We start from the raw sequence: 16,670 nt of genomic DNA, 5'->3' as shown, positions 1-16,670 counted from the left end.
GTACGGCGGCAGGACACCGGCCGGCCCGTCCGACCCGCCGTGCCTGCGCACCGGGCGGCGGTGGTCGTCACGCCGCCTCCGTGCGGTCGGCGGCCATGCCGGCGGCGTCCAGGAGGGCCGTGCCCACGATGAGGTCGGCGCCACCGAACTCGGGGTCGTCCAGCTGGGTGCCGTCGTCGACGGCGAAGAGCAGCCGCTCCTCGCCCTGGCGGTACGCCGTGCCGACGGCGGGGCTCGCCGCGTGGACGGCCAGCAGGGCCACCAGGTACGGCAGGTCCGGGTCGCTGCGGCGGGCCTCCGCCAGCAGGCCGGACAGCCGGCGCGGCGCGTCGTGCGGCAGGTCCAGGAGCCGCGTCGCGGCGGCGAGCTGCTCCTCGCTGAAGCGGCTGTCGTCCGGAGTGGCGATCAGGTCGGGCTCGGGCATCTCCAGGCCGAGGTGCTCCCGCTCGACGGGCGGGGTCAGCAGGATGTCGACGAGGTCGGCGACCCGTACGGAGACGGGGGTGCGCAGACCGGCCCCGGAGGCGAAGAAGGCGTCGGTGACCCGGCGGGCCCCGGAGACCGGAAGCGGCAGGATCGGGGCGACGAGCTGCCCGTACAGGTCGATCCCCGAGCGCGGTGCGGGCGCCGCGAAGGCCTGGCGGTCCTGCTCGGCGCGGAAGAGCGGGCCCGCGTCCAGCAGCCGGGACTGGAGCTGGGTGTGGCGGCGGATGCAGTCCTTGACGATGTCGACGAGCTCGGCGGCGCGCCGCTTGTTCTCGGGTTCCTCCGCCTCGTCGCGCGCCTTGCGGATGTTGGTGAGGATCGCGTTCTCGTGGCGGTAGCGGTCGGCGACGTGGTCGAGGGCCTCCTCGATCATGTCGGGCACGGACTGGAGCCAGTCCACCGCCCGGACGTTGCGCCGCGTCGCGTCCAGCGTGCGGCGCAGGGTCTCGGCGTACTGCACGGTCCGGTACCGGGCCTGCTCGGCGGCGAGTTGGGCGTCGGCCAGCCGGCCGCGGCTGATCAGCACCTCCAGCTTCACCTCGGCGGCGATCTGGGCGCTGGTGACATCGGTGTCGAGGGCGCCGACGAGTACGTTGACCGCCTCGTCCGTCGTGCGCAGGTAGACCGCGCCGCCGTGGCCGGGGACCTCTTCGATCAGCTTGAAGTCGTAGTCGCGGCGCACGTAGACGCCGTCCGCGCCGAAGGTGCCGTAGATCGCGCGGAAACCGCGGTCGACGCTGCCGACGTTGATCAGGTTCTCCAGCACCCAGCGGGCCACCCGCTCGTGCTCGGCCGCCGGGCGGGCCGGGGCCTGGGCGGCGACGCGCGGCAGCAGGCGGGCCACTATCTGCTCGTGGTCGGCGCCGGTGTCGAAGTCCATGTTCAGCGTGACCAGGTCGATCGCGGAGAGCGCCACCTCGGCCATGGCGTAGACCCCGTACTCGCCGGCCAGATTGGCCTTGCGCACGTCGAGGTCGTGGAGCGGGGCGGTGCAGGCGAGGGCGCGCAGTCGCCGGGCCAGGCCCTCGTCGGCGGCCGGGCCCGGCGCCGGGGACGGAAGGGTCTTCGCCGGGGCTGGGAGAGTCACGGACAAAGACTAGGCGCTGACCCTGACAACATCCCAAACGCGGGGGTTCGGCCGGATCGTTCTGATCGTTCCGCTCGTTCGGATCGTTCCGCCGCTGCGGATCGTTCCGCCGGTTCGCTCGATCGGCTCGATCGGCTCGATCGGCTCGATCGGATCGTCCGGGGCTGCCCGCCGGGTGGCCTGCTCTACCCTCGGCGCATGGCTTCCATGATCGCATCCGCCGGCGTGATCGACCTCAACGCCGATCTCGGCGAGGGTTTCGGGCGCTGGACGCTCACCGACGACGAGGCCCTGCTGTCCGTCGTGACGAGCGCCAACGTCGCCTGCGGCTTCCACGCCGGGGACCCGTCCATCATGCGCCGGGTCTGCGAGCTGGCCGCGGCCCGGGGCGTACGGATCGGCGCTCAGGTCTCCTACCGCGACCTGGCCGGCTTCGGCAGGCGCTCCATGGACGTGCCGCCCGGCGAGCTCGCCGACGAGGTGGCCTACCAGATCGGGGCGCTGGAGGTGTTCGCGCGGGCGGCCGGCTCCCGGGTGTCGTACGTGAAACCGCACGGTGCGCTCTACAACCGCACCGTGTACGACGCCGACCAGGCGGCCGCCGTGGTCGCCGGGGTCCGGCTCGCCGCCGGGGCCGGGGCGACCGGGGGCCCGCCCGTGTTGGGGCTGCCCGGGTCGCTGCTGCTCGCGGCCGCCGAGGAGGCCGGGCTGACGCCCGTGGCCGAGGCCTTCGCCGACCGCGCCTACACGCCCGCCGGGACGCTGGTGCCGCGCGGCGAGCCGGGGGCGGTGCTCCACGACCCGGACGCCGTGGTGGAGCGGGCCGTACGGATGGCGGCCGAGGGGACGGTACGGGCCGCCGACGGCTCCCCGGTGCCCGTGGCGGCCCGCTCGCTGTGCCTGCACGGGGACACTCCCGGGGCCGCCGTGCTGGCCCTGCGGGTCCGCGACGCGCTGGGCGCGGCCGGGGTGCGGGTGGAGGCCTTCGCGTGAGGAGCCTGGTGGTGGGCGGCGGGGCGCTGTTGATCGAGCTGGATTCGGCGGCGGAGGTCGCCGCGCTCCACGCCGAGCTGCTGCGCCGCCGGGAGGCGGGTGAGCTGGGGCCCGTGCGGGAGGTCGTTCCCGCAGCGCGGACCGTGCTGGTGGACGGCGTACGGGATCCGGCCGCGCTCGGCGCCCGGATCGCACGCTGGGAGGTGCCGCCGCTCGCGCCCTCGCAGGGCCCGCTGGTCACGGTGGAGGTGCGGTTCGACGGGCCGGACCTGGCGGAGGTGGCCCGGCTGTGGGGGGTGGCTCCCGGGGAGGTGCCGGGCATCGTCGGGGCCACCGAGTTCCGGGTGGCCTTCTGCGGGTTCGCCCCGGGCTTCGGCTATCTGACGGGGCTGCCGGAACGGTTCCACCTGCCCCGGAGGGACACGCCCCGGCCGTCCGTCCCGGCGGGCTCGCTGGCGCTGGCCGGCGAGTACGCGGGGGTGTACCCGCGCTCCTCCCCCGGCGGCTGGCAGCTGATCGGCTCCACGGAGGCGGTGCTCTGGGACCCGGAGCGGGATCCGGCGGCCCTGTTCGCGCCGGGGGTACGGGTGCGGTTCGCGGAGGTGGACGGATGAGCGGGCTGCTGGTGATCCGGCCGGGGGCGTTGACCACGGTCCAGGACCGGGGCCGTCCGGGCCACGCTCACCTGGGCGTCCCCCGCTCGGGCGCGCTGGACACGGCCGCGCACGCGCTGGCCAACCGGCTGCTGGGCAACCCGGCGGACGCGGCCGCGCTGGAGACCACCCTGGACGGGGTCGCGCTGCGGGCCCTGGCCGCGACGACGGTGGCGGTGACGGGCGCGCCGTGTTCCGTACGGGTCGACGGCCGCCCGGTGGCCTGGGGGGCGCCGGTGCGGCTGGCGCCGGGGGCGGAGCTGGAGGTGGGTCGGGCGGAGTCCGGGCTGCGCAGCTACGTCGCGGTGCGGGGCGGGCTGGCCGTCGCACCGGTCCTGGGCAGCCGCTCGGCGGACCTGCTGTCGGGGCTGGGCCCACCGGTGCTGACGGCGGGGACCGTGCTGCCGGTGGGCGCGGCGGGCCCGGCACCCGCGGTCGGCGCGGACGTCTGCGGGCTGCCGGGGGCCCCTTCGGAGCTGTTGTTGCCACTGCGGCCGGGGCCGCGGGCCGACTGGTTCACCGAGGGCTCGGTCGCCGGGCTGTGGCGGGCGGTGTTCCGGGTGTCGGCGATGTCCAACCGGATCGGGCTGCGCACGGAGGCCGGTTCCCCCCTGGTGCGGGCGCGGGCCGGCGAGCTGCCGAGCGAGGGGATGGTGCTGGGGGCGGTGCAGGTCCCGCCGGACGGCCTGCCGGTGGTCTTCCTGGCCGACCATCCGGTGACGGGCGGCTACCCGGTGGTGGGCGTGGTCCCACCGGGCCCTGCCCTGGACGCGGCGGCCCAGGCCCGTCCGGGGGTGCCCGTGAGGTTCGTCCGGTCCCGATGAAACGTTCGCGGGGGCTCCGGTCAAGTACCGGGTGAGGGGGCCGATCGGGTCCCCCGCTCAGGGGAGGAACCGGGTGCACAGCCCACGACACGAGACCGGCCCGCCGGATCTCACCACGCCCGAGGGGTTCGGGGCGTTCCACGAGGAACACATCGACGCGGTGCTCGGCTTCGTCACCCGTCGGGTCGCCGACCCTCACCTGGCCGCCGACCTGACCGCGGACATCTTCCTCGCCGCGATGGGATCGGCGGGCGGCTACCGGCGCCACAGGGGAGCTCCGGTGGCCTGGCTGTTCGGCATAGCCCGCAACGTCCTGTCGGGCCACGCCCGGGGCCTCGCCCGCGAGAGCGGAGCCCTGGCACGGCTGAGCGGCCGCCGCCTCCTCGACGACGAGGACGTCGCCGCCCTGGAGGAGCGGATCGACGCCCAGCGGGCCTTCCGCGACGTGGCCGGGCGTCACGCCGCGCTCTCCGAGCCGCTGCGGGCCGCGCTGGACCTCGTCGTACTCGACGAACTCACCCCGGCCGAGGCCGCCCAGGCCCTCGGCGTCACCCAGGCGACGATCCGCGTACGCCTGCACCGGGCGCGCCGCGCACTGCGCGCGCCGGCTTCCGCGAACCGGCCCGATCCCACGCTGGAGGCAGTCCGATGAGCAGCAGGCCCCACGCGTTCGAGGAGCGCCTGAAGGCGGCACTGCTGGCCCGTCTGCCGGAGGCCCCGCCGACTCCCGCCCCCTCCCGCGCCCGCCGGTACGGCATCCCGCTGGCCGTGGGGGTGGCGACGGCCGTCGTCGTCGCGGTGATGGCGGTGCCCGGCAGCAGCCGTGACGGCAGCCGGCCGGCGGTCGGTCCCACCGTGACGCCGAGCCCGTCGGACACGGGCCTGCCCAGGATCCGGAAGAACCCGGACGGCTCCCTCCGGGTGATGCCGCCGGATCCCTACGAGGTGCGGCAGTTGGTGGACGCGCTGACGGAGGCGGGGGTCCCGGCCGTGCTGGTCCCGCTGCGAGCGCCGTCCCAGTGCTCCGAGCCCGTCGAGAGGTACCGCGGGCTGAAGGACAAGCGCCCACCCGCGACGAACATCATCCAGAACGATGACCAGGGGTACTTTCTGAAAGTCGACGCGAAAACGGTTCCGCCGGGCCACTCGCTCGTCATCACCCAGCCGGAGCACTTCCTGAACGGCTACCCGGACATCACCATCGGCGTGGTGGAGACCTCCAAGGTCCCGTCGTGCGGCGTCGACGAGAGGGAGGGCCTGGAGGAGATCCTCAAGGCCGGCCCCGCCTACCCCTCGGGCGAGCCCGCCGGCACGATCCGCATTCCCCTGCCCACGGTCGACGAACTGCCCGCGGTGGTGGAGCGGCTCCGGGAGCAGGGGGTGAGCGTCGCGGTGACGGAGTCTCTGCCGGCCTCGGAGTGCACGCACCCGAGCGGCGGTTACCGCGGTCTCCAGGCAGACCCCGAGGCGGAGCTGCGCCGGCCGGAGCGGGACAAGCTGAAGATCAACTCGAAGACGGTCCCTCCGGGGTACACCCTCGTGTTCGGGAAGTCCCCCGGGTCACCGGTTCGGACCGCGGCCGGGGTGAAGCCGACCTCGAAGGTCACGCCCTGCGAGATCGACGCCTCGCTCGACCGCGAGGAGGAGAACGGGGGCACGCCGCCGCAGTAGGGGCGGGCGCGGCGAGAGGATCCCGCCTTCCCCCGCTCCGGCGGAGGAAGGGGCGGGATCGTGTCCGCGGGCCGGCGGCGGCCCGGGCCCGGAGCTACGCGGGCGGCGGCGGGCCCGCACGCACTGCGCCCGGGCCCCTCGACGGGGCCCGGGCGCGGAGGGGGTCGTCTCTCGGGGTGCTACACCGCGGACTCGGGGGTGATGCGGTCGCGGACCGCGGACTGTACGTCCTCTTCCTCGGCGGGATCCGCCGCCAGGCGGCGCAGCCGGGGGGCCACGCGGGCGTCCGCGGTCTCGGCGTGGCGGGCGGCCACCTCGCGGGTGGTCTCCTCGCAGTCCCACAGGCATTCGACGGCGAAGCCCGCCGCGAAGGTGGGGTCCGTGCTGGCCAGGGCCTGGGCGGCGCGGCCGCGCAGGTGGGACGAGGAGGTCTCGCGGTAGACGTGGCGCAGCACGGGGGCCGCGCAGCCGATGGCGAGCCGGCCGGCGCCGTCCACCAGGGCGAAGAGCCGCTGGGAGTCGGGGCCCGAGCCCCGGACGGTGGAGCGGAGGGCGCCCAGGACCAGTCCGGCGTCCTCGGCGTCGCCACGGGCGGCCAGGACGGCCCCTGCCGCCGCTCCGAGGGCGTCGGGGCGGTGGACCCAGCGCCGGGCCCGTTCGACGGCCTCGGGGCCGCACATGCGCTCGTAGGCGGCCACGGCCGGTTCGTCCGCGGCGGCTTCGATGAGGTCCAGTACGGCCGGGTTCTCCGGCTCGGCGAGGACCAGGTGGTGCAGGGCGGTGGCCCGGGCGGCCTCGCCCTGCCGGCCGGCGGCGGCCTCGAAGACGGCGGGGCGGTCCTCGGGCTGGGCCACGGCGGCCAGGCAGCGCGCCGCGGGCACGTGCAGCGGCGTACCGCGGCGCAGGCCGTCGGCGGCCCATTCGAAGACCGCCTGGACGCCCCAGCCCGGCCGGGGCCCGCTGGGGGTCATCTGTCGCTGCCAGCGGTCGAAGGAGCCCTGCTGACGGGCGGCGCGCAAGCGGTCCCCGTACAGCGGCGACTCCTCCCACAGGCACCACGGCCTGGGCTCGTACGCGTCGCGGACGGCGGCGGCCAGCCGCGCCTCGCCCTCCGCCGTGGCGGGGAAGCGGGCGAGGACGGACGCCCCGAGGGAGCGCAGTCCTTCGTCGTCGTCGCGCAGCGCGAGCTCGTCGAGTGCCCAGGCCCAGTTCGCCCCGGAGGCGGCGTAACGGCGCAGCAGCATGAGCGCGTCGTCACGGCCGTACGAGGCCAGGTGGCCGAGCACGGACAGGGCGAGGCCGGTCCTGTGGTCCTCGTCGTCGACGAGGTCGTCGGCGCTGAAGAGGTGGCTCTCGATCTCGGCGAGGGGTCCGTCGAGATCCAGGTAGAGCCTGGCGTAGTACAGAGAGCGGTTCTCGACCTGCCAGTCCTGTCGCGGATCGCTGAGCACGCACTGGTTCAGGGCCGCGAGGGCCTCGGCCCTGGGCGCCGCGAGCGCGTGCAGCGTGCCGTCGCCGCGGCCGCGCTGGAGGAGCCCGAGCAGGGTACCGCTCGGCGCTATGACTGGTTCGAACATGGGAATGGCCTCAAATCAAGCTGGGGACGCAACCGGGAATCGTGATTCACAGAGCCGCGTAACAGCATGTGAGGGCGTTCGCCGTCGTGTTCCGCTCGATGCAGACCATTGTCTTCTCACTCTCGTCGGTGCTTCGTGACCATGGCGGCCGGACTCGGCCGGGACACCCTTCGCGTCATGCCGTCCTGCCCGTCCCCCGTGCTCGCGAATCGAATCCGACGCCATGATGACCCAGCCGGTTTGTGCGCCGCGACCACATTTACGGCTGCCGTGATCAACCCGTGAGGTCCGTACCCGCTCCCCGCGCGGCAAAAAGCGGACTACTCGGCTCCGAAGAGTTCCAGCAGGTCGGCCTTGCCGAACATGCGCGCCGTGTCCACGGCGGAGGGGGTTCCGGCGTTCGGGTCGGCCCCGCCGGCGAGCAGCGCGCGGATGACGTCCTCCTCGCCCTTGAACACGGCGCCGGCGAGCGGGGTCTGGCCGCGGTCGTTGGCCCGGTCGGCCTCGGCTCCGCGGGCCAGCAGGGTCGTGACGGTCTCGGCGTGGCCGTGGTAGGCGGCGAGCATGACGAGGGTGTCGCCGCGGTCGTTGGTGAGGTTCGCCGGGACGCCCGCTTCGAGGTAGGCGGTGAGCTGCGCGGCCTCACCCTGACGGGCGAGGTCGAAGATCTTGCCGGCCAGTTCGATGACGTCCTCGTCGGGCGCGTCGGGGGAGGCGCCTTCGGTGTGCTCGCTCATGGTGCGTACCGCCTTTCACTCGCTGCTGGCTTGAAGCTTCCCCGGGCCGTGCGGGCAGGGGGGCGCACGGCACTGCGTCCGTACGGGTGAATCGTCAGAGTAGCGCCCGGACCTGCACGTGTACGGCTCGGGGCGAGGCAATGATCACCCTCGACCCCATTCGTCCCGGACGCGCCAGCCGGGATGAGCCGGTCAAGTGAAAAACCCGCAGATTCACCCGTATGCACCTTTTGTCGCATTGATACTTCCTGTGAGCCTGGGACAACTGATGGTGACTGTCCCCACCCACCAGGAGAACCTCTCATGGTCTTGTCCATCTCGGGCGTCGTCCTGCTAGGCATCATCGCCTTCCTGTTCTTCAAGAAGGACGGGATGAAGCTGACGCACGCGTTCGTCTGCTCCCTCTTCGGCTTCTTCCTCGCCGGTTCCGCCATCGCCCCGAGCATCACGGCGTCCACGGCGAGCCTCGCGAGCCTGCTCGGCGGGATCAAGCTCTAGCCCGGCCACCGCACCGATTCACCAGCCACACCCGAAACACACGTCACACGACAACTCCAGGAGACGCCCGTGGCCCGGCGCCCACTTCCCCGCATCCTCAAGGGCGGCACCGCGTCGCTGGTCCGGGGCCGCGACTTCGCTCGCACGGCCGCCGACAGTGCCACGGACGTCCTCCACCCGCTCCTCGTCATCGGACGCGGCCTGCGCATCCTGGCCTCGGCCGGGCGGCGCAAATGGGCCGAGACCCCCAAGGACAAGCGCGGTCCCGCACTGTTCCTGGGAGCCGCCTGCGTTCTCGTGGTCGCGCTCGTCCCCTACGGCCCGCTCCTCGCCCTGATCACCCTCATGGCGGCGGCGGCCTGGCGGGGACGCGACCGCAATCCGGTGAAGACCGGGCCCAGCGAGGCCGAGACCGAACGGCTCGGCTCCCTCTACGAAGCACTCGTGCCGTACTTCTCCATCCCGGAGGACCCCAGTCCGCTCTTCGCCCACGGCGGGGAGTGGGACAAGGCCTTCAGCGGCTACGAGTTCGACGAGGCGGGTCGCGTCACCCGGCTCCACATCCGCTACCCGGCCTACTTCACCGATGGCGAGGCCGCCTCGCGGGCCCGGATCGAGGCACTGCTGCACGCCAAGTCCGGGCGCGGTCGGGAGTATCTCTTCGACTGGGACGAGGAGGGCAACCAGCTCGACCTGCGCGTGCTGGCGGCGCTGCCGACGGGCATCGCCGCCCAGCCCTTCGTGACCTCCCCCGGGGAGACCGTCCTCGGCTTCACCGACTCCGGCGGCGTGCAGCGCACCCTGCCCGTCCTGGACGGGGACGAGCCCCGCGACGTGCCGCCGGTGATCTGGCGGACCGGCCCCCGCTCCACCGAGCCCCACCTGCTGGCCGTGGGCCGGCCCGGCAGCGGCACGACCAGCCTGCTGCGCTCGATCGCCGTACAGGCCCTGCGCCACGGCGGCGACGTACTGATCATCGACGGCGGCGGCAGCGGCGAGTTCGCCTGCCTCTCCGGCCGCGACGGCGTCCTCGCCGTGGAGTCCGGGCCCACCGGGGCGCTGGCCACCCTGGAATGGGCCGCCCAGGAGACGGAGCGGCGGCTGGTGGCCACCCACCGCGCCCGTGAGGCGGGCCGTCCCGCCCCCGAGGACACCCGGCGTCCCCTGTGGATCCTGCTGGACCAGCCGAGCGTGCCGACCCACCTCGCCGCCGCCGAAGGGCTCCCCGATCCGCTGGCCCGACTCCAGGTGCCGCTGCGGCACGGCCGGGCCGCGCACGTCACGGTGGCGGTGGCCGAACACTTCGATCACCTGGAACTGCTGAACGACGCCGTCTGGCAGCACACCCGGGCCCGGATCGTGCTCGGGCCCGCCGCGATCCAGCAGATCGCCGACGTGCTGGGCCTGCCGCCGCACACCACGCCGCCCGCGGAGATGCCGCCGGGACGCGGGTACGCCCGGCTCGGCACGGGCCCCGTCCACCGGCTCCAGGTGCCCTCCACCCCGGACCCGTACGACGACGCCACGCACCCGGCGTACCGCCAGGCGGTGCTGGCGCTCCTCCCCGAACGCCGCTCGGAGCAGGGCGCGGACGGGGCCCGGGTCACGCTGACGAAGGCGGTCCGGGCGCAGCCGCCCGCGCAGCAGGGCCCGGCCGTCGACACCGCGGAGATCCCGGAAGTGGCGGCCGAGGCACCCTGACCCCGGGCCGCACTAGGCGACGAACGTGCGCGGGGGTTCCGCGGTGCCGCCGGCCGCGCCCGTGCCGACCAGGCGGGCCGCCGCGGCCAGGCGCCCGGCGGCCTCCTCGGCCACCGGGCCGCCCACCGTGAAGGGCAGCCGTACGTACCCCTCGAAGGCCCCGTCGACGCCGAAGCGCGGGCCCGAGGGGACCCGTACGCCGACCCGCTCCCCCACCTCGGCCAGCCGGGAGCCGGAGAGCCCGCCCGCGCGGGCCCACAGGGTCAGCCCGCCCTGCGGGATCTCGAACTCCCAGTCGGGCAGCTCCCGGCGGACCGCCGCCACCAGGGCGTCGCGGTTCTCGCGGGCCTGCGCGCGGCGGATGTCCACGGCCTCCTGCCAGCCGTCGGTCCGCATCAGCCAGTTCACCGCGAGCTGTTCCAGCACCGGAGTGCCCAGGTCGGCGTAGGCGCGGGCGGCCACCAGGCTGCGGATGACGTCGGGGGCCGCGCGGACCCAGCCGATCCGCATGCCCGCCCAGAAGGCCTTGCTCGCCGAGCCGACGGTGACCACGGTGGAGCCGGCCGGGTCGAAGGAGCAGACCGGGCGGGGCATCTCCAGACCGGGCTCCAGCTTGAGTTCCAGCATCGTCTCGTCGGCGACCAGTACGGTGCCGGCCGCCCGGGCCGCCTCCACCATCGCCCGGCGCTGCTCCTCGGAGGCCAGCGCCCCGGTCGGGTTGTGGAAGTCGGCGACCACGTACGCGAGGCGGGGGGCCGAGTCGCGCAGCACCTGGCGCCAGACGTCCATGTCCCAGCCGGCCAGTCCCTCGGCCATGGCCACGGGCACGAGGCGGGCCCCGGCGGCGCGCATCAGCTGGAGGATGTTCGCGTAGGACGGGGACTCGACGGCGATCCGCTCCCCGCGCCCGGCGAAGAGGCTGCAGATGGCGTCGATGGCGCCCATCGCCCCGGTGGTGACCATGATCTGCTCGGGCATGGTGGGGATGCCCTGCTCGCTGTAGCGGTCGGCGAGCATCCGCCGCAGCGCGGGCAGCCCCGCCGGGTAGTCCCCGTGGGTGTGCGCGTACGGCGGCAGCTCCTCCAGGGCGCCCTGGACGGCCTTGGTCAGCCACGGCTCGGGCGCCGGGAGGGCCGCGCAGCCGAGATCGATCATGGAGCCGAGCGATTCGGGCGGCAGCGGCTCCAGCCCGCGGGCGGGCAGCGGGTTCCCGGCCGGGACGGAGGTCCAGCTCCCGGCGCCCCGGCGGGACTCCAGGAACCCCTCCCCGCGCAGGGCCTCGTACGCGGCGGCGACGGTGGTGCGGCTCAGGGAGAGGGAGCCGGCCAGTTCCCGCTCGGCGGGCAGCCGGGCGGCGACCGGAACGCGGCCTTCCAGGACGAGCAGCCGGATCCCGTCGGCGAGGGTGCGGTACGCGGGCAGCTTGCGGGCGCCCGGCACGGCGGGCCGCTCCTGCTGCGAGGTGATCAGGCGGGCGAGCTGCGCGGCGCCGACCGCCGAGGTCCATTCGGCCATGCGTCCGGTCCACCTTCGTCGGATTGGCCCCGGGCGGGCGGCGCCGGGGTCGGGATTGGATTGGGAACTGCGGGTCCAGCCTGTCACGTGCCAGTCCACCCGCACCAGGGGAGGGCCTGCCCGACACCGATCTTCGACTGCGCGAAGGCTTCCGGTCACCGCGGCGCGGTCCGCGCGGGGGATACTGCGCGCGTGACGCACGTACGCCTTCGCCATCCGTATCTGGACCACCCGGCTCCGATCCCCTTCGCCCACCGGGGAGGTGCCGCGGACGGGCTGGAGAACACCGCCGCCGCCTTCCGTCGGGCCGCCGACGCGGGCTACCGCTACTTCGAGACCGATGTGCACGCCAGCGCCGACGGGAAACTCGTCGCCTTCCACGACTCCACGCTGGACCGGGTCACCGACGGGACGGGCCGGATCGCCGAGCTGCCCTGGAAGCGGATCGGCGAGGCCCGGGTGGGGGGCACCGAGCCCCTCGCCCTTTTCGAGGACCTGCTGGAGGAGTTCCCGGACGCCCGCTGGAACGTAGACATCAAGGCCGAGTCGGCCCTCCACCCGCTGGTCAACCTGATCGCGCGCAAGGGCGTCTGGGACCGGGTGTGCGTGGGCTCCTTCTCCGAGAGCAGGGTGGCCCGGGCCGCGAAGATCGCCGGCCCCCGGCTGGCGACCTCCTACGGCGTGCGCGGGGTGCTCGGCCTGCGGCTGCGCTCGTTCGCCATCCCGGCGGCGCTGCGGGTGGGGGCGGTGGCGGCGCAGGTACCGGAGACCCAGGCCGGCATCCGCGTGGTCGACCGCAGGTTCGTACGCACCGCGCACGAACGGGGACTCCAGGTGCACGTGTGGACCGTGAACGAACCGGAACGCATGGAGGCTCTCCTGGACCTGGGAGTCGATGGCATCATGACCGACCGGATCGACATCTTGCGCACGGTGCTGGACGAGCGCGGGGCCTGGGCCTGACACGGCCCGAGGTGCCCGAGCGGGCTCCGGCGGACCGTGCGGTACGGGGACCAGCGAGGGGGCACCGAATGAGTGCGCAGACCGAGGACGAAGCGGAATCCGGGGCCGACGACGGCAGATCGGGCACCACGGCGACGGCCGACGCGGCCGCGCGCAAGCGCGAGCAGCGCGGCTGGTACTTCTACGACTTCGCCGTGTCGGTGTACTCGGCGAGCGTGCTCACGGTGTTCCTCGGGCCCTACCTGACCTCGATCGCCCGGGCCGCCGCCGACGCCGAGGGCTTCGTCCACCCGCTGGGCGTCCCGGTGCGGGCCGGCTCCTTCTTCGCGTACGCGGTCTCGGCCTCGGTGATCCTCGCCGTGCTGCTCATGCCGCTGGTGGGTGCGATCGCCGACCGGAGCGGACGCAAGAAGCCGATGCTGGCCGTGGCGGCCTACACGGGCGCCGCGGCGACGACCGGGATGTTCTTCCTGGGCGGTGAGCGCTATCTGCTCGGCGGCTTCCTGCTGGTCGTGGCGAACGCCGCGCTGTCCATCTCGATGGTGCTGTACAACGCCTATCTGCCGCAGATCTCCACCCCGGACGAGCGCGACACCGTCTCCTCGCGCGGCTGGGCTTTCGGCTACACCGCGGGCTCCCTGATGCTCGTGGTGAACCTGGTGCTCTACATGGGCCACGACTCCTTCGGCCTCACCGAGGGCATGGCGGTACGGATCTGCCTGGCCTCCGCGGGACTCTGGTGGGGTGCGTTCGCGCTGATCCCGCTGCGCCGGCTGCGGGACCGGAGGGTGGTCCGCGAGCCCGGCGAGGCTCCGGCGGTCAGCGGCTGGAAGCAGCTCGTCGCCACCCTGAAGGACATGCGGCGCTACCCGCTGACCCTGTCCTTCCTGCTCGCGTACCTGATCTACAACGACGGCGTGCAGACGGTGATCTCCCAGGCCTCCATCTACGGCTCGGAGGAGCTGAAGCTGGACCAGTCCACCCTGATCGGGGCGGTGCTGCTGGTGCAGATCCTCGCGGTGGCCGGTGCGCTGGCCATGGGCCGGCTCGCGGTCACCTACGGCGCGAAGCGGACGATCCTGGGCTCACTGGCGGCGTGGGCGCTCACGCTGGCGGCCGGCTATTTCCTCCCGGCGCGGACCCCGGTGTGGTTCTTCGCACTCGCCGCGATGATCGGACTGGTGCTCGGCGGCAGCCAGGCGCTGTCGCGCTCGCTCTTCTCGCACCTGGTGCCGGCGGGCAAGGAGGCCGAGTACTTCTCGGCGTACGAGATGAGCGACCGCGGGCTGAGCTGGGTCGGCCCCCTCGTCTTCGGCCTGACGTACCAGCTCACGGGCAGCTACCGGTACGCGATCATCTCGCTGGTGGTCTTCTTCGCACTGGGTTTCGTGCTGCTCGCGAGGGTGCCGGTGCGGCGCGCGGTGGAGGCGGCAGGCAATCCTGTACCCGAGCGGATCTGAGAGGGTTCCGCGAGCGCGCCCGGCCCGTATCCACGAACGAATTCCGAACGAATTTAGACGTTGAAGCAAAGGGCCGGTAGTGTACGCCTTTGGCCTGCCAGGCGGACCGTTACTGCGCGCTCAAGAAGCGTGGACGTTGGGTGACATCTGCTGCCAGATGTGACAAAACGGGCATTGGTGGGTACAACAAGGGGCGGCACGACGGGCGACGCATGACCCGGATCGGGAATCAATACCGCCGACCGGACGTTGACCGGATGACGACGACAGCGACACCTGTCCTGTGGGCGACAAGCCCGGGAGGCACGATTCATGAGTGAGCGAGCTCTCCGCGGTACGCGCCTCGTGGTTACCAGCTACGAGACGGACCGCGGCATCGATCTGGCCCCGCGCCAGGCGGTGGAGTACGCATGCCAGAACGGACATCGATTTGAGATGCCGTTCTCGGTTGAGGCAGAAATTCCGCCGGAGTGGGAGTGCAAGGCGTGCGGCGCCATGGCACTCCTGGTGGACGGGGACGGGCCCGAAGAGAAGAAGGGCAAGCCCGCGCGAACGCACTGGGACATGCTCATGGAGCGGCGCACCCGCGAGGAGCTGGAGGAAGTGCTGGCCGAGAGGCTTGCGGTCCTTCGTTCCGGCGCCATGAACATTGCCGTGCATCCGCGGGACAGCCGCAAGTCCGCGTAGTCTGCGGGCGCTGTACCAAGGAAAACGCCGAGGGGCCCGCCACACGTCGTGTGGCGGGCCCCTCGGCGTTCCGTCGTCTCGCTTTCGCACCGGCTCACCTTCTCGCCCGGCTCACCGGCTCACCACCGGTTCACCGGCCCTCTACGGGGCGATCGGCGGTCGGTAGGTGGTGTCAGGCCCCTGGCCCCGGTCGCCGGGCCGGTCCTCGCGGATGACCTCGCCCTGGACGATCTTGCCGTCGGGGTAGTGGATGCGGGCCTGCTGGAAGGCGTCGCCGAAGCTGCCGGCCTGCGCCGAGGTCATCCTGCGCTCCAGGGAACGGGTCGCCCTGCGCGCGACGAAGGAGCGGACGGGCGGCAGCAGGAGGAGCAGGCCGGCCGCGTCCGATATCAGGCCGGGCATCATCAGGAGCAGTCCCGCGGCCATGGTGAGGGCATTGCCCTGGCCCGGCTGCTGGGGGGTGGGCTGCTGCCCCTGCTGTGCCTGCTGGAAGGTGCCGGCCAGGTTCTTGAAGGCGCGCCGCCCGGCCCGCTTGACGACCACCGCGCCGAGGACCATCCCGGCCGCGAGCAACGCGGCCACGGCCAGGCCGCCGCCGGCCTGCGCGACCAGGCTGAGCAGCCAGATCTCCAGGATCAGCCAGGCGGCCACCGCCAGGGGGAGGAACGTACGGGCGGGTGAGCGCCGCCGAGGGGACGTCGAAGTGCCCGTCCGCAGGGATCCAGTGCCGGTCGTCATACCGTCCAGTGTGCCTGGGCCGGTGTAAAAGTGTCCTCAGCCGGAGGTACCGGACATCCCCTAGGGGCAGGTCAGGGCCGGGCCCGTCAGGACCGGGCAGGTCGGGGCCGGCCGGTCAGGCCTTCGGGTGCCCCTTGCCGAGGAGCTTGGCCGCCTGCGCCTTCACGCCCCACTGTGTGACGCGCCACAGGGCCTCCACCACGATGTCCTTGCTCATCTTGCTGTCGCCGAACTCGCGCTCGACGAAGGTGATGGGGACCTCCACCACGCGGAAACCCTTCTGCACGGCCCTGCGGGCCAGGTCGACCTGGAAGCAGTAACCGGCGGAGGCCACCTCGTCCAGGCCCAGCCCCTCCAGGGTCTCGCGGCGGAAGGCGCGGTAGCCGCCCGTCACGTCCCGGATCGGGACGTCCAGCATCAGCCGGGAGTACGTGGAACCGCCGCGCGAGAGGAACTCCCGGCTCTTGGGCCAGTTCACGACGCGGCCGCCCGGCACCCAGCGGGAGCCGAGGACCAGGTCGGCGCCGGTCAGCGCGGTGAGCAGGCGGGGCAGCTCCTCCGGCTGGTGCGAGCCGTCGGCGTCCATCTCGACGATGACGCCGTATCCCTCTTCCAGGGCCCAGACGAATCCCGCGAGGTAGGCGGCGCCCAGCCCCTCCTTGCCCTTGCGGTGCAGCACGTGCACGTGGTCGTCGCCGGCCGCCAGTTCGTCGGCGAGCTTGCCGGTGCCGTCGGGGCTGTTGTCGTCCGCGACCAGGATGTGGGCCTCGGGCACCGCCGCGCGGACGCGGCCGACGATCAGCCCGATGTTCTCCGCCTCGTTGTAGGTCGGAATGATCACCAAGGCCGTACCGAGCGGTCCGTAGGTCCGCTGTCCGCCGTCGCTCACTGGGTCCCCTTTTGTGCTCGCGCACGTCCTGTACATCTGGTCGCAGGAAACGACTCTAGAACAGTGATCGGGGCACGCGGTCCTTCGGGCCGGTCAGACTCCCGCCGGCTGCGGGCCGCCGTGACCGTTGTCTACTGGACCGCGCGGCCCCGAACCGGGACCACCCTCCCCCGGGCTCCTTCGGAGTGGGC

General features: G+C 73.4%; 16 protein-coding genes. 10 read left to right on the top strand and 6 right to left on the bottom strand.

Features of this window, described 5'->3' with window-relative positions:
• Positions 1-67: 67 nt before the first annotated feature.
• The gene (locus ACFYZL_RS24030; protein ID WP_388681512.1) at positions 68-1,573 is read right to left on the bottom strand and encodes a hypothetical protein; all 1,506 of its coding nucleotides are present in this window, start codon (positions 1,571-1,573) and stop codon (positions 68-70) included.
• Positions 1,574-1,798: 225 nt separating this feature from the next.
• Between ACFYZL_RS24030 and ACFYZL_RS24025 the strand changes: the two genes are divergently transcribed.
• The 5 genes from ACFYZL_RS24025 (at position 1,799) to ACFYZL_RS24005 (ending at position 5,714) form a co-directional block, all read left to right on the top strand.
• Positions 1,799-2,566 carry a LamB/YcsF family protein gene (locus ACFYZL_RS24025; RefSeq protein ID WP_384757751.1) on the top strand — a complete coding sequence of 256 codons (768 nt, stop codon included), beginning with the start codon at positions 1,799-1,801 and terminating at the stop codon, positions 2,564-2,566.
• Positions 2,563-3,180 (top strand): allophanate hydrolase subunit 1, encoded by a 618-nt coding sequence (locus ACFYZL_RS24020; RefSeq protein ID WP_384757741.1) that lies wholly within the window; start codon positions 2,563-2,565, stop codon positions 3,178-3,180. Before ACFYZL_RS24025 ends, ACFYZL_RS24020 begins: the two co-directional genes overlap by 4 nt.
• The gene (locus ACFYZL_RS24015; RefSeq protein ID WP_384757744.1) at positions 3,177-4,043 is read left to right on the top strand and encodes a biotin-dependent carboxyltransferase family protein; all 867 of its coding nucleotides are present in this window, start codon (positions 3,177-3,179) and stop codon (positions 4,041-4,043) included. Before ACFYZL_RS24020 ends, ACFYZL_RS24015 begins: the two co-directional genes overlap by 4 nt.
• 73 nt (positions 4,044-4,116) lie before the next feature.
• A complete protein-coding gene (locus ACFYZL_RS24010; RefSeq protein WP_388681508.1) occupies positions 4,117-4,695 on the top strand; it encodes an RNA polymerase sigma factor in 579 nt (192 codons plus the stop codon).
• Entirely contained in the window at positions 4,692-5,714 is a 1,023-nt protein-coding gene (locus ACFYZL_RS24005; protein WP_384757750.1) for a hypothetical protein, read from the top strand. The genes ACFYZL_RS24010 and ACFYZL_RS24005 overlap by 4 nt, the downstream gene beginning before the upstream one ends.
• 179 nt (positions 5,715-5,893) lie before the next feature.
• Here ACFYZL_RS24005 and ACFYZL_RS24000 read toward each other — a convergent pair whose 3' ends face one another.
• Positions 5,894-7,291 carry a HEAT repeat domain-containing protein gene (locus ACFYZL_RS24000; protein WP_384757597.1) on the bottom strand — a complete coding sequence of 466 codons (1,398 nt, stop codon included), beginning with the start codon at positions 7,289-7,291 and terminating at the stop codon, positions 5,894-5,896.
• 320 nt (positions 7,292-7,611) lie between these two features.
• Complete coding sequence (locus ACFYZL_RS23995; protein ID WP_384757600.1) at positions 7,612-8,028, bottom strand: ankyrin repeat domain-containing protein; 417 nt, start codon at positions 8,026-8,028, stop codon at positions 7,612-7,614.
• A 303-nt stretch (positions 8,029-8,331) separates the two neighbouring features.
• On the opposite strand from ACFYZL_RS23995, the gene ACFYZL_RS23990 reads away from it, so the two are divergent.
• Together ACFYZL_RS23990 and ACFYZL_RS23985 are read left to right on the top strand one after the other, a co-directional pair.
• On the top strand, positions 8,332-8,526 hold the full coding sequence (locus ACFYZL_RS23990) for a hypothetical protein (RefSeq protein ID WP_136210723.1): 195 nt from the start codon (positions 8,332-8,334) through the stop codon (positions 8,524-8,526).
• A gap of 69 nt (positions 8,527-8,595) precedes the next feature.
• A complete protein-coding gene (locus ACFYZL_RS23985) occupies positions 8,596-10,227 on the top strand; it encodes a hypothetical protein (protein ID WP_384757604.1) in 1,632 nt (543 codons plus the stop codon).
• A 12-nt stretch (positions 10,228-10,239) separates the two neighbouring features.
• On the opposite strand, the gene ACFYZL_RS23980 is transcribed toward ACFYZL_RS23985, so the two are convergent.
• Positions 10,240-11,742 (bottom strand): PLP-dependent aminotransferase family protein, encoded by a 1,503-nt coding sequence (locus ACFYZL_RS23980; protein ID WP_384757607.1) that lies wholly within the window; start codon positions 11,740-11,742, stop codon positions 10,240-10,242.
• Positions 11,743-11,934: 192 nt separating this feature from the next.
• Between ACFYZL_RS23980 and ACFYZL_RS23975 the strand changes: the two genes are divergently transcribed.
• The 3 genes from ACFYZL_RS23975 to ACFYZL_RS23965 all read left to right on the top strand — a co-directional run bounded on the left by ACFYZL_RS23975 (position 11,935) and on the right by ACFYZL_RS23965 (position 14,852).
• On the top strand, positions 11,935-12,705 hold the full coding sequence (locus ACFYZL_RS23975) for a glycerophosphodiester phosphodiesterase (RefSeq protein ID WP_384757610.1): 771 nt from the start codon (positions 11,935-11,937) through the stop codon (positions 12,703-12,705).
• 68 nt (positions 12,706-12,773) lie between these two features.
• Positions 12,774-14,165 (top strand): MFS transporter, encoded by a 1,392-nt coding sequence (locus ACFYZL_RS23970; protein ID WP_384757613.1) that lies wholly within the window; start codon positions 12,774-12,776, stop codon positions 14,163-14,165.
• A 312-nt stretch (positions 14,166-14,477) separates the two neighbouring features.
• Positions 14,478-14,852 carry an RNA polymerase-binding protein RbpA gene (locus tag ACFYZL_RS23965; RefSeq protein ID WP_007262928.1) on the top strand — a complete coding sequence of 125 codons (375 nt, stop codon included), beginning with the start codon at positions 14,478-14,480 and terminating at the stop codon, positions 14,850-14,852.
• Between the two features lie 141 nt (positions 14,853-14,993).
• Here the strand turns inward: ACFYZL_RS23965 and fxsA are convergent, their stop codons facing one another.
• Both fxsA and ACFYZL_RS23955 read right to left on the bottom strand, forming a co-directional pair.
• On the bottom strand, positions 14,994-15,590 hold the full coding sequence (gene fxsA / locus ACFYZL_RS23960; protein WP_384757833.1) for an FxsA family membrane protein: 597 nt from the start codon (positions 15,588-15,590) through the stop codon (positions 14,994-14,996).
• A gap of 115 nt (positions 15,591-15,705) precedes the next feature.
• Positions 15,706-16,515, bottom strand: a complete 810-nt coding sequence (locus ACFYZL_RS23955; protein ID WP_384585778.1) for a polyprenol monophosphomannose synthase — start codon at positions 16,513-16,515, stop codon at positions 15,706-15,708.
• Positions 16,516-16,670: the final 155 nt, after the last annotated feature.

Origin of the sequence: Streptomyces sp. NPDC001717, from assembly GCF_042892775.1 — a bacterium.
In the GTDB taxonomy this organism is placed as follows: Bacteria; Actinomycetota; Actinomycetes; order Streptomycetales; family Streptomycetaceae; genus Streptomyces.
This window is presented reverse-complemented; position numbering and strand designations above follow the sequence as displayed.